Source organism: Mucilaginibacter aquaedulcis (genome assembly GCF_030409325.1).
Classification (GTDB): Bacteria; Bacteroidota; Bacteroidia; order Sphingobacteriales; family Sphingobacteriaceae; genus Mucilaginibacter; species Mucilaginibacter aquaedulcis.
Genome location: NZ_JAUFPR010000004.1, coordinates 196,937 through 210,671, shown reverse-complemented (window position 1 = coordinate 210,671; position 13,735 = coordinate 196,937). Strand labels below are relative to the sequence as shown.

11 protein-coding genes and 1 tRNA gene are annotated in these 13,735 nt (G+C 39.1%); 5 read left to right on the top strand and 7 right to left on the bottom strand.

The window, feature by feature from the left end; translation table 11 throughout:
* The first annotated feature begins 193 nt into the window (after positions 1-193).
* From QWZ01_RS19145 to QWZ01_RS19130, 4 genes are all read left to right on the top strand, one after another.
* A tRNA-Asp gene (locus QWZ01_RS19145) sits at positions 194-267 on the top strand.
* A 251-nt stretch (positions 268-518) separates the two neighbouring features.
* The gene (locus tag QWZ01_RS19140) at positions 519-1,739 is read left to right on the top strand and encodes a site-specific integrase (RefSeq protein WP_290326111.1); all 1,221 of its coding nucleotides are present in this window, start codon (positions 519-521) and stop codon (positions 1,737-1,739) included.
* A gap of 70 nt (positions 1,740-1,809) precedes the next feature.
* Positions 1,810-2,310 carry a DUF6922 domain-containing protein gene (locus QWZ01_RS19135; protein ID WP_290326110.1) on the top strand — a complete coding sequence of 167 codons (501 nt, stop codon included), beginning with the start codon at positions 1,810-1,812 and terminating at the stop codon, positions 2,308-2,310.
* Complete coding sequence (locus tag QWZ01_RS19130) at positions 2,268-2,966, top strand: nucleotidyl transferase AbiEii/AbiGii toxin family protein (protein ID WP_290326109.1); 699 nt, start codon at positions 2,268-2,270, stop codon at positions 2,964-2,966. Before QWZ01_RS19135 ends, QWZ01_RS19130 begins: the two co-directional genes overlap by 43 nt.
* A gap of 158 nt (positions 2,967-3,124) precedes the next feature.
* On the opposite strand, the gene QWZ01_RS19125 is transcribed toward QWZ01_RS19130, so the two are convergent.
* From QWZ01_RS19125 to QWZ01_RS19105, 5 genes are all read right to left on the bottom strand, one after another.
* Positions 3,125-4,180, bottom strand: coding sequence for a hypothetical protein (locus QWZ01_RS19125; protein ID WP_290326108.1), 1,056 nt, complete (start codon positions 4,178-4,180; stop codon positions 3,125-3,127).
* Positions 4,177-5,073 carry a tyrosine-type recombinase/integrase gene (locus tag QWZ01_RS19120; protein ID WP_290326107.1) on the bottom strand — a complete coding sequence of 299 codons (897 nt, stop codon included), beginning with the start codon at positions 5,071-5,073 and terminating at the stop codon, positions 4,177-4,179. Before QWZ01_RS19120 ends, QWZ01_RS19125 begins: the two co-directional genes overlap by 4 nt.
* 242 nt (positions 5,074-5,315) lie before the next feature.
* Positions 5,316-6,467: a relaxase/mobilization nuclease domain-containing protein gene (locus QWZ01_RS19115; protein ID WP_290326106.1), complete on the bottom strand. Its 1,152-nt coding sequence runs from the start codon at positions 6,465-6,467 to the stop codon at positions 5,316-5,318.
* Complete coding sequence (locus QWZ01_RS19110; RefSeq protein WP_290326105.1) at positions 6,442-6,798, bottom strand: plasmid mobilization protein; 357 nt, start codon at positions 6,796-6,798, stop codon at positions 6,442-6,444. Before QWZ01_RS19110 ends, QWZ01_RS19115 begins: the two co-directional genes overlap by 26 nt.
* A gap of 594 nt (positions 6,799-7,392) precedes the next feature.
* Positions 7,393-7,701, bottom strand: coding sequence for a helix-turn-helix domain-containing protein (locus QWZ01_RS19105; RefSeq protein WP_290326104.1), 309 nt, complete (start codon positions 7,699-7,701; stop codon positions 7,393-7,395).
* 251 nt (positions 7,702-7,952) lie between these two features.
* Between QWZ01_RS19105 and QWZ01_RS19100 the strand changes: the two genes are divergently transcribed.
* On the top strand, positions 7,953-8,504 hold the full coding sequence (locus QWZ01_RS19100; RefSeq protein ID WP_290326103.1) for a hypothetical protein: 552 nt from the start codon (positions 7,953-7,955) through the stop codon (positions 8,502-8,504).
* A gap of 870 nt (positions 8,505-9,374) precedes the next feature.
* Here QWZ01_RS19100 and QWZ01_RS19095 read toward each other — a convergent pair.
* Positions 9,375-10,304, bottom strand: a complete 930-nt coding sequence (locus QWZ01_RS19095; RefSeq protein ID WP_290326102.1) for a DUF6615 family protein — start codon at positions 10,302-10,304, stop codon at positions 9,375-9,377.
* A 5-nt stretch (positions 10,305-10,309) separates the two neighbouring features.
* Positions 10,310-13,468, bottom strand: coding sequence for a P-loop NTPase fold protein (locus tag QWZ01_RS19090; RefSeq protein ID WP_290326101.1), 3,159 nt, complete (start codon positions 13,466-13,468; stop codon positions 10,310-10,312).
* Positions 13,469-13,735: the final 267 nt, after the last annotated feature.

Here is a 13,735-nt window from a genome sequence, read left to right as displayed (position 1 = left end):
ATTTTTGGTGACGGATTTATTGGTTTTTGAAATTGATATTGAGCTAATTAAGTGTTTAAAAGATTTGATCTTGAAGCTATTTTTGAACATTAAAAGTGCTTTTTAAACAATAAAAAGTGTCTTTTTTCAAAAAACGATTTGCGTAATACAAAAAGCTGCGTATATTTGCACACCGAAAAAAACGGAACTAAACGGAGTGGTAGTTCAGCTGGTTAGAATACATGCCTGTCACGCATGGGGTCGCGGGTTCGAGTCCCGTCCATTCCGCTAAAAACAATGTCAAAATTGCCTAAAAGCCTGTAAATCATCGATTTACAGGCTTTTTTGTTTACTCGAAAACATCAAATTATGCATGTTTTAGCATAAAAAAGGTGAGCAATTCGGTGAGCATATTAAAGCTAAAAAAATGCTCACCAGAAACACCATAAGTAACTGATTTAGAAGATGTTCAGCGAGTGAACATCTTGATTGCAAATGATGGAATAATCAATTTTGTTTCACTATTTAATTCATTTGTAATGAGAACTAACATCAATTTGCTTTTTTATTTAAAGAAGCGCTCTACCTACAAGAATGGCCCTGTAGCCATTTATCTGCGGTTTACCGTTGATGGCCAAAGAGCTGAAGCCTCAACTGGCAAAACTTGTGACCCATCCCGTTGGAATACACAAGCAGGCCGTGCTATCGGCACCAAAGAAGACGTTCGCACGCTAAACTCTTATCTCGACACTTTACACGCCAAAGCCCAGGAGATTCATCGATGGATGACTGCTAATGACGAAATGGTTACCGCCGAAAATCTCAAAAATCGCTTTATTGGTAAAACAGAAAAGGTACGCACATTAATTAGCGTGTTTGAAGATCATAATCAAAAGATGCGCAGCCTGGTAGGGCAGGAATTTGAAAAGAGCACTCTTCAGCGTTATGAAACAGCCTTAATGCATACCAAAGATTTTATGCAATGGCAGCACAACGTATCTGATATACCTATCAATAAAATCAATTTTGAGTTCCTAAATGACTTTGAATACTACCTGCGGAGTGTGCGCAGGTGTGCAAATAATTCGGCGATCAAGTATATTAAAAACTTGGGCAAGATTGTCCGTATCTGTTTAGGAAATGGCTGGCTTACTGTTGACCCCTATCTGAATTATAAACCCAAAACAAAGAAAGTTCATCGGGTAGTATTGACAAGAGAAGAATTGAGAGCGATTGCGGATAAGCAATTTCCCGTAGAAAGACTACAATTGGTTAGGGATATTTTTCTGTTTAGCTGTTATACTGGTCTAGCCTACGTTGATGTTAAGAAGCTTAAACGTTCTGAAATGGTTAAGGGGATCGATGGTGATCTGTGGATTTATACTAACCGCCAGAAAACAGATACATTATCCCGCATTCCCATTTTGCCGGCTGCATTAAAGGTTATTGAACGATACGAAGATAATCCGCAATGTATTGTCGATGATCTATTGCTACCGGTAATGAGCAATCAAAAAATGAATGCCTATTTAAAGGAAATTGCCGACTTGTGTGGCATTTCCAAATTATTGACTTTCCATATTGCAAGGCATACGTTTGCGACAACTGTAACGCTTAATAACGGTGTTCCGATAGAGAGTGTGGCGAAGATGATGGGGCACACCAGTATTAAAACCACTCAGATTTATGCCAAAGTAATGGATCATAAGATCAGTTCCGATATGGCTACACTTAAGATCAAGTTATTATCAATTAACTAACCACTAACCTTCAATTGACAAATATTCACAAATATTAGGCATTTTATATGGTTATTGGTTAAATTTGGGTATGATAAAAGAAATCAATAAAAGAGTTGTTTTGGTACAATGGAAACGTTTTGCAGGAATAGATATTGATGTATTTTCAAGTCTGAAAGGTTTTTGCGATAGCTACCCGGATTTTAATTATCATACCCTTAATAATTATCTTTCTAAAAAAAAGATCCCATTCGAAAATGACGAGGTTAAAATAGAACGGCAGCCGCTAATACAAAAAATCAGCAGACCTAGTCTATCGCCTGTATTATTCTGGGACTTTGAGTTTGAAAAAATTGATTGGAGACGGTCAAGACTGACTATTATTGAGCGGGTGCTTAATAAGGGCGACCAATCAGATTGGAAAGAAATAATACGATTTTATGGCCAGGATAATCTGATCCACGCTTTAAAGGAAGAAATCAACTATTTAACCGATATGACTGTAGAAGCTGTTTGTGAATATTTTCAATTGAGCAAAACTGAGCTCAAATGTTACACGAAGAAACAGTTAAACCAGGGACACTGGATCTAATCTACAAGCTGATGCGTGATCAGCATTTTCAATTTTTTTATCTTGTTGGCGGAACAGCTTTAGCATTAAAGCTAGGCCATAGAGAATCCATTGATATAGATCTTTTCAATACCGGGGATTTTGATGCCGAAAAATTAGCGGGGCATCTTGAAAAACAATACAACGCATTAATCAGAAGGCAAAAAAGTAACTACGTCAGTGGAAGTATTTTTGATGTGGATTTTGACCTGATCAGTCATAAATACCCGGTGGTTAAACAAATCGAAACCATTCAAGGAATTCGAATGATGTCTTTAGAAGATATCGCCGCAATGAAAATAAATGCAATAGTTCATAGCGGGCAACGAATTAAAGACTTTATTGATATTCATTATCTACTTCAGGAATTTGAATATAATGACATACTGGAGTTCTACTGTAACAAATATCCTAATGTGGATCGGAGTCAAGCTCGTAATTCGCTTCTTTACCACAATGATATTGATTTTAACGTTCCTGTAATTCTTAAAGATAAAAGCTTAAGATGGCAGCACGTAAGAGCGAGCATCAACGATGCCATAGCAAAACATGATAGGGAGCGGCAAAATCAAGAATTTAATCGGGACGATGATAATTCTGAAGATATCGGTCCTAATAGAGGTGGTTATAAAAGATAGTATATCTCGCCAGTTTTAAACTTATGCGGAGAATTATAGCTATAATCTCCGCAAATTTGCGGAGATTAAAACTGACAATATATCTGTGTAGCTATATAGCCAGATATATAGCTATACAGATATAAAGTTGCATTAGTACACGCTAGTCGCAATCTGCTTTAAACCCCCTCCAGATCTTTTTCTGTTAGCCATTCATCATAAGCGTTAGTAATCGGATCGATCCAATCTGCTTTATGATTTGCCCAGGAAAGCCATTCATGGGTAACATTTGGTATAGCTGTAAGATATTCACGAAGCAACTGAGCCTGTTTCCGACGCTTTGCTTTGAGCATTAGTTCGTGGAATTCTTTTTGTTCCTGCCGCTGACGCATTTCTCGCTCTGCCTGTACTTTCCTTTGTCTTTCCCAGTTTTCCTGCCACAGGCGTGCTTTTTCTAAATATTCTTTTTCTTGCTTAGCGGCTAATTCCAGCTTTGCTAATATCTTGGGTAGCTGCTCCTCAAGTAACGGAGTTTTTAAGTCTCTCCATTCTGCCTTTAATCTGCTATCAAGCCGAAAAGCAAGTTTGCCATTAGGACGCCATTCAAAATCTTGATATGGCTTATTATGCACCTTAAATTTATTTGTCTGCTCTCGAAAATTGACTCGAAGCTTTACATCATTTATAACAACGAAATTACCGTCGTTATTTACCTCGTAAAAATAGCCCCTTGCACGTACGCATTTAATTAGCGTATCCATAAAGCGAAGCGCACGACCGGTGTTTGATGGGGCTATACGTATATCCAATTGGCCTTTGGATGTCACAACCATTCCAGGATGATTAACATCAGTAAGTTTAGACAAGCTTTCTTTTGCAGCAATAGTTAAAATGTGTGGTTTTGTTAGGCGGTCAGGAACTTTAAAAGGAAGTTTTTCTAACGCCACTTGCTTAACAAGCCGATCTAATTCGGAAATTTTCTTGACTTGTTGATCTGGTGGGCGTTCATCAAGTTCGGCGAATGCCTTCCCTTTCCATACTGTAGATAATTTAGGCTTCCTAAGTTTATGGCCGGCTTTTACTTTAGACCAATCCCCACTTTTGGGAATAGGAATATTTAATCGAAGACACAATTTACGAAACCCAACGTCAGATATAATATACTTCTTGGCGATCTCAGTCATAGGCAACTCCCATACCATGTTATAGATCTCTTCACGGGTAAGCCTAATCATAGTACGGGTGCTGCTGCTCTTAATTCATCAGTATTAAATTCACCAAGGCTCCTCAAATATTTAAGTGTCACAACTACCGAGGAATGTGCCATCATTTTCTGAACTATATAAACATCTTTCGTTCGTCGAAATACATTAATTGCGGCAGTATGCCGAAAGGAATACAATGTTTGTTTTGGATAGACCAGGCCATGACTCAGAAGTTTCTTTCTTTCCCGCGACCATTGTTTAGCAAAATAGGTATAATTGAAGGGCTCTTTAGTTAAGCTGAATATATTGTCGTCTCTTTTTAGTTGGGCTAGCACCGGCTCAAGTTCTTCTCTTACATAATCCGGAACAAAAGCGACTCTTACTCTTCCGCCCTTATTTTCATTTCCCGCTAAATGAATTTCTGTGTTGCCGTTTTTAAAATGCTTTTTTGTAAGCAATCGTATCTCTTCATGAGGGCGTAATAAACAACCATAGGTCATCAGGCAACAGCGATATAGATTGATGTGATTCCCTTTTAAAAAATCAAGTACAGGTTGTAATTGTTCTTTTTCATAAGCCAAATGAAGCGTAGCTTTTATTCTCTTTACTTCTGTCTTTTTGATCGTCATTAGATTTTCGTCTATTAACCTTGTGGCAGTATTAAAAAGCACGCTTAAGTCGCGCCTTTTATTCATATAGCTTGTAGCAGATGAATTGTATCGCTGGAGGAATTCTTCAATTTGAGCTGTTTTTATTTTTTTGATTGAAGTCTCGCGACCATCTTCGCCCAAAAAAGCCATGAAATGATTGTAAACATATCGCAGGCTGTCTTTATGCTGTTTACTAATATCCGATGTGAGTTTTTTGTCGAGGGCCTGTTTAAAAAGAAAGGCGGTAGATTTATTGTTCTTTGTATTATTCATTCGACAAACATCTGTTTATCCCGAAGAACTGGCGGAGTTAAGTTTTCTTTTTTTGACAGCTATGAACGATACTACCTTAATCACCATGTAAGCAACTAAAAGCAAAGCCGGATAAAATGTCAAGGGCGAGCCAGCCGCTGAAAGCTTACGATGCGGCTCGCTGGTGTACCCTTGATTTTTTATTCCGGCTTGGGCTACCTTTGCGGCAGTGGTGAATAAGGTGGTTACATCATCCGAGAACTTCAACGGCCAATACTTCTACTTTGACTTTTCTTTCTCCTTCTCCCATGTATTGCTTCATCATCTACTTCATCGCTTATTTCGAAGCCGTAAGAACCATAATGGCCATAATTGCGATTATTAGGGGAATCATCATGAGGAATATAAACATCCTCACCTGCCTCAAAATCTCTTTGTGATTTTGATCGACCTTCTTCTCCAATTTTATCTGCCTGTCTTGAATCTCCCTCGTCAAAGTAAGATTCAGTTGAACTGCTTGTATAAAATTCATTACTTCTCTTTCGTCCACGCTGGCCTGAGTCGAGTTCTCCGTTTGGCCATGATTGATCTCCACAGTTTGCTTTCGTTCTGCTGTTTGCTTCGCTAATTGCTTTGCTATCTCTAATTTGCTCATAGTTGATTTGTTTAATCAGTTCTGCCCATTTAAACCTGTTCCCTAAAGCCTGTCCTTTTATCTTAAATCCATTATGAAAATAGGTAATGCCTGATATGTTACCGGTCGATGCCTGGTTGAAAAGAAAATGAATTCCTTGTCGCTCGCATTTTTCTATTAATTCTTTGATTGAAAGATTTCCCTGATTGAGGATGTTAATTAGTTTATTTTGCAGTATTAATTTATCCGAGGGCTTGCCTGTTCTTAGTGTTTGTTCAATTTCGCCGATTTTAGCTGCTTTTAACAAGGTTTCCTTACTCGATTGTACCGTCTTTAGATTATACCTTCGTTCCAGTTTCCTTATAATATCTTCACTGCGTTTAAAATTGTTACTGTCTGAAACTACTGTTCCGTCAAAAGAAATTCGGTTTACCAATAGGTGTATATGAGGATGAGGGGCATCGTGATGGCGAAAGATCATATACTGATTATTCGTATATCCACTTTCCTTTAAATAATCATGGGCAATTGACAATAACTTATTATTGTCCAATTCATCTTCAATAGAAAAATTAAGGCTGGTATGGTAAACATAGCGACTAAGGTTAGGCTTTAAGCTTTTGATTAATCTGAGTTCCTGTTGGATCATCCTGAAGTCAATAGACGCGAAACTGCTGTCCAATAATTCTGCTCTCTTATTTTGATCAGGATGGTAAAGCTTTTTAAGATTGTAGTTTAATGCTCCTAAAAAGCTTTTACCTATTTTCTGACTGGCTATCATAAAATAATCCCTTAATAATTTTTTCCTCCTGCGCTTTTAATTTATTCAAAAGTGAAAGTAAGCCGATAGGTAATTTACCTGCATTCAGCTGCCTGGTTTGCTGGTTAATATTTACCCCAATTTTTTTTAATTCCACGTAGGTGTCCATATCAACCTTTGGAATTTTTGCCTCCGGAAACCTTCCCTTAAAGAGCTTCTCTCTTACAAGCACTACTGGCGGTAAACCGCAAATTGATGCGGCTTTATCTATCTTTTTCTTTTCTTCTTTTGTCAGCTTTAAGGTGATCCTTTCTGACCTTTTTTCCTCCTTTGATAACTCTGGTCTTCCCATAAATTTTATGCTGAACGAAGTGAAGTATAACGGGTCCGGGTGTCCCGGCAAGCGTTTCGGGAGGCCCGAAACATGGCTTGCTTTAAACAACCGGACAATATATTGGTATATACAGATAGCTGTTTATGTGCATTATTAGATGTCGGAACTTTGCTGCCATTTATGAACTCGATTCATCTCGCCTTGTTATTAAATTACACCGTTACTTCGATATTAAGTTCTACTGATGCTTAGTTATACTGTTACTTTGCGAGTTGTATATAGGGTCATACAGATCTACAACTTACTAAGGCATGTTCTCCGGCCAATACATCAAACTTCCTTCTATTGGATGATACGAAGGCTTATAATGGATATACCCATAAGCAACTAACTCCTTTATGCATTTGTGATAAGTAGCAAATGATGCAATCCGGCTGTACAACATTAGCTGTCGACGACTGACTGAGAACGGACTATTAAATTCACTTCGCTGCCAGCTAACAAACACTGCGGTAAAAAGGCTTACGTGGGAGGCGTATAAATTCTGATTACTACCCATAAGCTTAACCCTCTCGGCATAAATCGCTAACTCCTTATTTTTGATAATCGACTTCAATGCCCACCTCCTTCCAGAATTTTATAAATGTCCTCTAACTTGTAATACATCATGCCACCGATTTTAGTATAACAAAGGGTGCCATTAACACGAAGATTTTGGAGTGTCCCAGGTGAAATGTTTAGTAGTTTTCTTACCTCATTGCTTTTTAACCATTGCTTTTGTTGTTCTTTTCCCGGATGAACAATAGCCTTTATATCTTCCAGTAATTCTTTCTTAAACGCCTTCAGATCTTCTTTTGTAATCAACTCAATTGCTGTCATTATCAATAAATTAATTGTTAATATTTCATAATTATCATCCATTTGTGTAGCTATTTGTGGAATCGATCCCCTTTAACTGCACCACAGTTGATTAATATCAAAACAAATGTAGAGCAATGTTTTGATAAATTAAAATATGTCAAAACAAATGATTATCTTTGAATTATTAATTCAGCAATTGACATAAATAGATTTGGCGACTTTTGATGAGATTTGACTTATTATAGCCCTGCTATTGCAGTTGAACTTGATCAAATTCAGTAGAATTCTATTAAAAATATTTTTTTAATAAAATGAAAATAAGCTTCAAGACCTACCTAAATGACCGGCTTAAACAGGTGGATTTTCATGGACAACTTACCCATCCACTCTACGTACAGGTAACTTATGAGCGGAAAACTATTTTTTTTAAAAGCTATTATTTTGAATTGTTCTCTAAACCGAGGTATGCTATGCAACTTGCGGATGGCAAAGTTAAAGGCCCAGCCCTGAAGCAAATAATTGAAAAGGAAAATGAAGTTATCCGTTTTGTAATAGACAAGCTTCAAGATGGCTTTTCATTGGAAACGTTTAAAAAACTTTACACCTACTTTAGTACAGACCTATGTGATGCTACAGAATTCGACTTTATTACTTATCTGTATTTATTCTTCGATGACAAGGAATTACCTGCCATGGCGGAATTAATAAAGTGGGGGACATTGCATCTCGTGACTTATGATCTCGTAATGGAATTCAAAAAAACACTTAAGAAATCTTTGTATTCTGAACTTATTGAGCAAGCCATTGAAAAAGCTCCCCCTTATTTGCAGTTGTATAGCTTTATGATGCACACTAAAAGTTGACCGATCCTTTGCATTACTGCGATGGAATGGGATAATATTGAAACGATTAGTTCTTTTAAGAATTATGTGGAGCTGCATTATCCGAATATGAAATCTACCACTTTGATTGGACAGTTTAATAATTGGTCGAATTATCGAAGAAAGCCATATTGAATTTTCAATTGATAAATTGGAGATCAAGACAATTTTACCCAAGAGTTTCTAATATGATAACTTAGATGCTTAATAATTAGCTTCTTAACTGAGTATACATCTGCAATACTTTTATGGTTCAGAATTTTCAGTATTCCTAAGGAGATCAGAAAACAAGATGGCTTTAAATGCGCAAGTACGCTAATTGAATATATTCAAGGCTTTTGGGTTCATTAATCCACCTGGTAACAATAGAAAATGAAAATCAAAAATTCCTAGTACCTGGCCATGGGGTTGTGCTAGCTGTTTGGCACCATTTTAAAGGCGCATTCCGGACAATTCATTGGCATAGCCAGGTCTCCTTGTGATCTGTCGCCGTTATGGTCAAATTAACTGACCTTAAGATAATGTTCAGTTATCCTCTGTTGACCTAAACTCTACTTATACCAGGATTAAATATGTCTTATATCGTCAATTCTTTGAAATCTCAAGTGACTAATGTACTTCTATACTTTGTATTTTTGTGAACAAATCTGCAGTATCCACAGCTGGCATCCGCACCTCTTTATCCCTCAACACCAAACCCGCTATTCGTGAATTTTCTCCGTCCGGCAAAGCAAACAGCTCTTAGGGAAAGATTATGTTTGCGGTATGCACTTCGGGAAATTGTTAAAGGCACGCCCGGAGGCACAAGGTGTCTCCGGACGTGCGGCAGCATCTTCGGGCTTTGGCAGAATGCTATTGAATTTGATTTTGGTCAGTGAACTCAGTACTTGTTCCAATTACGATTCTAAACTTAGGCCTGAATCCCTGCCTATTCAGTTTTTCTTTACTCATCACCTTATCGATCTGTTCCTCCCTATATGCTGGCGAAGGCACATTGATTTTACCGGTTTCCTGATCTGTAGTGAAAAGCAGCCAGTTTGGATCGCTTAGGATTTCGGTTACAGGGCGTTTTGATAATGGATGATCCGGCGGTAATTCGAAACGCGTTGCAAGACCTGCGGTATCTGTGGAAATCAATTCGCAGATCAAGCTTTCCCAAGGTGTAGCTGCACCAGGATGTAGATTGGCGAAAGTGACCTTATCGGATAGGTTACCATCAGCAAGGCCATGTTTTCGCTTCAAATAATAGGCCGATACTACCGTACAACCGTAAGCTGACTTACGATAACCCATTTGTCGGAAAGACTTATAAATACAATTATATAGCAGATAAAGTGGCACATAACCATGAGCTGGGCGTTTGGCATAATTGATCAATAGTTCCACCTGATTTTTACGCTTTTTGCCCACATAATGCTTCATTTGTGGGTAATGTCCTTTTTGAAGAAATGGTGGCTTTTTCTGCGATGGATGATAAATGATTTTGGCCTGTATTGCGTAAGTATAAGTATTGCCATCATCGTGTAGGACGCAAAGTTCCAGGTCATCCCCGTTCGTTTTTTCCAGACGGGATTCGTAAAGGGTGAAGCCGAGCAGGGGATATTTTGTCTGCAACAAATTCATCTCGTAAACTAGGTTCTGTGTGATCGTAGTTTCATGAATTTTTAAGCGAGGTGTCGTTCTGGAAAAAGCAATACGGTTCCAGGTGTCATCCGCCCCCGCTTTAAAAAGATCGCAGATCGTGGGATAGCTTCCGGCAGGTAAATAATGGTCGAGGCTCATCTTTTTTAAATTTCGTCGAAAGTAAATCGCTGTATAAATTCATGATGGTGGTTAAAAGTGGCCATCACTTCGTTCTGTAATAGTCGATAGCTAGGATGGTCTGTCAGCACTACATCGAGTTGATTTTGTAATAAGATGATAGATTCCTCCTCCGACAATTTATCTTGTAGAAAACTGGCTAGCGTTTTGGTATCATTATGGTAACCATGCATGTAGTCGACAAATAGCTTAACTAACCTGCGATATTGGCCGTTGTAAAGTGCCAGTAAGAACAACACTACTAAAAGTTCGCGGTCTTCATTGGATTTCATATAGTTAAAATCTTCATGAGCACGCGCGATTTGATAAATGTTCACGAACCGCTTGATTGCCCTTGGATTGTTACCGACTACGCTGGACATATCTTGCATCAATTCCCGCTCACGTTTCGACAATACCAAATACTCGTTTTCCTCAGCCGGAGCAGGGGATAAATCAGACGATGCATCGGTGTCGCTGGTATTTTCTTCTTCATCTCCTTCGTCTTCGACTGTTAATACTGCTGTGACATTCGTTGGAGCAGTTACTTCCGTCGGTAGTAAACCTGCGATCATATGTTTAACACTTTGATCGGACGCGGGCTGCAAGTGAAAGGGTACCTGGAATATTTTCTCTAAATAATCAGAGGCCTCTATTTTTTCATACTGCTCGATTTCACTGTCTTTTGAAAATTGGACATGATACTTCTTGAGTAACGCATTTTTAACCCAGCGCGGATCGACGCCTACTACAACGATAAACAATGGAAAGGCCATAAGCAGATTAACCGCTTCAAGTACTTCAACCACGCGTTCCTCCGGGCAACGGTCAAGGTCGTCAATGTATAAGATGATCCGTTCCAGCGGCCGGTTGAATTTATCACGGAAAGCTTGTGTTTCTTCTTGGTGGCCAACGAAATACTTACTCAAAGTGTCGAAGTCGTCGCGAATGACCGAAACGATACCGAGATGCTTACGGTAATCTTCGCTTTTACAACGTTTTTCGATAAATCCGTAGAGCGCTTCAGTTGCTATGGCGTGTTTCATTTTAAACTCCAGTTCGGTAATGATCTTAACTGATTGTTGTAGATTTTGATCGATGGCCACGATTTCTTTTTGCGCGATCTGTATATCCAGTGTTAATTGCTTTTCCTGTTGTGCCTGTTCGGAAATTGCCTTTTGTAATTCTTTATCGTAGTCTGTTTTTATTTTCCAGAAGGCAGCGACAACCGGCATCCATTTATTATATGTGGTTTTGAAACGCTGCCAAACCGGTATCCCCAGCGTACACAAGGCGGCGATCCATTGTAGCGACGGAATAGCAAAATCAAAGCCCTTTAACCAAGTCGTAAATTTCTCCAGTGCAAGGGGCACAATGATGATTAGCAATACAACGATCAATAGCCAAATGGTATTCCTGACAATTTTCTCTTTATCAAAAAAAGCTTTCAAAAATGCAATGACTGATTTCGCTTCACGATAGGCTTTTTCAGGGTCATCTAGATACGCTTTGGGAACAATTTTTTCTAACTGCTCTTTGTTCCAGGCTATCGACTTGTTTTCGGTGATCGCTTTTTCAATTTCCTTTTTGACATCAAATTTTTCGTCGACTTTGTTCAATACCTCTTTGAGCGAGGCTTTGCCAATCGATGCTTTCTTTTCGTCAAGCTGTTTCTTTAAGGAAGTTTTATTAGCTTCCAGCTCCTTCACCTTTTGTTGAATTTCGCCTTTCTGTTTTTCAATCAAAGCGACCTCTTCATTGACCACGCGTAGCTTACTGGATAATTCCGCATGAATCGCTTTCTTATCAGCTTCACTGGAGTGATCATTTTTGATATAGTCGTTTAACTGGTCAAAAATACGGCTGACCATGCTGGCCCATAGATTGGCATCCAAATAAGACCAGGCATTAAAATGGATTTGGGCAATGCCACCACAATATAGTTCATTGCCGCTTTCCGCGAACTGGCTGACCCTGTCCATGAGTTTCCGCATAAAAAAGCTTTTCCCCGAACCCCATTTGCCGAAAAGCGCTATGGCAAGCGGTGGGCGAAAGCTTTTCGCAGCCATCAATTTGGAAAAAGCCATCACGTCGCGGCGGATGTCTAATTGATCGACCCCATTATCCACATCGCTGATCAACGAAGCGATTTTTGATGCCGGCACATAAGTCTCTTCCTGGAACATGGGACGCTGCAACAATAACTGCCGTATGAGCGTTTCCCAATCTTTTACCGAAAGAATAATTTCCGAAAAGGTTTTCTGATCAACTTTGACAATCGTGCTTCGGTAGCCGCTTTTATCGGCGATGTCATCTTTACGGTTCTTTACGCGCCAATCGACGATTAACGACAGGCCGTTTTGCGGATTTTCCAGCACAATACCGGCACCCTTCAACCTAAAATAACTTGATTTCTTTTTGGTCGCATAAGTAGATTTCAACAGCAGGATACTCCCGGTTTTGACCCCGCTAACCACGTTAGTGAATTTATCATCCCGGCCGCTCTCCCAAATACCTTCTTTGAAAAAGCGGCTTGCCTGGTCACCCTCCATCCAGTTAGACCCCACTAAATAAAAATCTTGGCCGTCCAAATATTTGTTGAGATCAGCCTCAATGGTTTTCCTGACTGATGGTTGTTGAGGAGATACGTCCTCCATTTCTTTTATTCTCGCATAACTGGCTTCATCATTGACGTAGATATCCAGCCGCCCCTCTTCGAAACCATTTTTTTGAAATTCATCACGCAGAATTTGGTATACGCGCAAGGCGTCAAGTCGGCCAGCGCCTGTACCAAGCAAAGGTGTCGCTACTTCCCGCACCTCCTTATTTTGACGGGTAAATTTTGCAATTTCTGCCGCAATGTCAGCAATCGCATCATAACTACTCGTACCACCGTCGACACAAGTCGCCATTAAAATAAAAAACTGTGGTTTGAGGTTATTCGCACGAAGATTTGTGTGATGCGAACTTTCCACCGTACCTAATGGACGTCCAGGCAACTTTTCAGGTAAAGCTATTTTTAAAACCTCCAACACCTCGCGCCTGATACCATCTGCCACCGTCCCGGCAGTGGAAACCGGAATGACTAACGCATCTGCAAATGAGCTAAATAGGTTATCATAATAAATAGACACTTTAGAAGCCATAAACGAATTTTAATAATAGGTGTAGGAAGTGATTTAAAGTTGAGCGCAATGGAGTAACGTTATCAATAGCACCATAATTACCTTCCAGTTTGCCAGCATTTTCGGCTTCGCAGCAGATAGATCACGAAAATATTTCGGAATAAACTGATGATTTTGTGAGACCCGGTCAGGTAAATAAGGCATACGTGATAAGTTGTAGGCTAAAGATGAATATTAATCCATAAAATATCAATTCATAATATTTATATATTAGCTATTTATTGATTC

Coding starts and splice junctions, on each gene's coding strand:
- QWZ01_RS19135 (WP_290326110.1), top strand. CDS start 1,810: ATGATAAAAGAAATCAATAAAAGAGTTGTTTTGGTACAATGGAAACGT.
- QWZ01_RS19095 (WP_290326102.1), bottom strand. CDS start 10,304: ATGAGCCTCGACCATTATTTACCTGCCGGAAGCTATCCCACGATCTGC.
- QWZ01_RS19115 (WP_290326106.1), bottom strand. CDS start 6,467: ATGATAGCCAGTCAGAAAATAGGTAAAAGCTTTTTAGGAGCATTAAAC.
- QWZ01_RS19090 (WP_290326101.1), bottom strand. CDS start 13,468: ATGGCTTCTAAAGTGTCTATTTATTATGATAACCTATTTAGCTCATTT.
- QWZ01_RS19100 (WP_290326103.1), top strand. CDS start 7,953: ATGAAAATAAGCTTCAAGACCTACCTAAATGACCGGCTTAAACAGGTG.
- QWZ01_RS19130 (WP_290326109.1), top strand. CDS start 2,268: ATGTTACACGAAGAAACAGTTAAACCAGGGACACTGGATCTAATCTAC.
- QWZ01_RS19105 (WP_290326104.1), bottom strand. CDS start 7,701: ATGGATGATAATTATGAAATATTAACAATTAATTTATTGATAATGACA.
- QWZ01_RS19110 (WP_290326105.1), bottom strand. CDS start 6,798: ATGGGAAGACCAGAGTTATCAAAGGAGGAAAAAAGGTCAGAAAGGATC.
- QWZ01_RS19120 (WP_290326107.1), bottom strand. CDS start 5,073: ATGAATAATACAAAGAACAATAAATCTACCGCCTTTCTTTTTAAACAG.
- QWZ01_RS19140 (WP_290326111.1), top strand. CDS start 519: ATGAGAACTAACATCAATTTGCTTTTTTATTTAAAGAAGCGCTCTACC.
- QWZ01_RS19125 (WP_290326108.1), bottom strand. CDS start 4,180: ATGATTAGGCTTACCCGTGAAGAGATCTATAACATGGTATGGGAGTTG.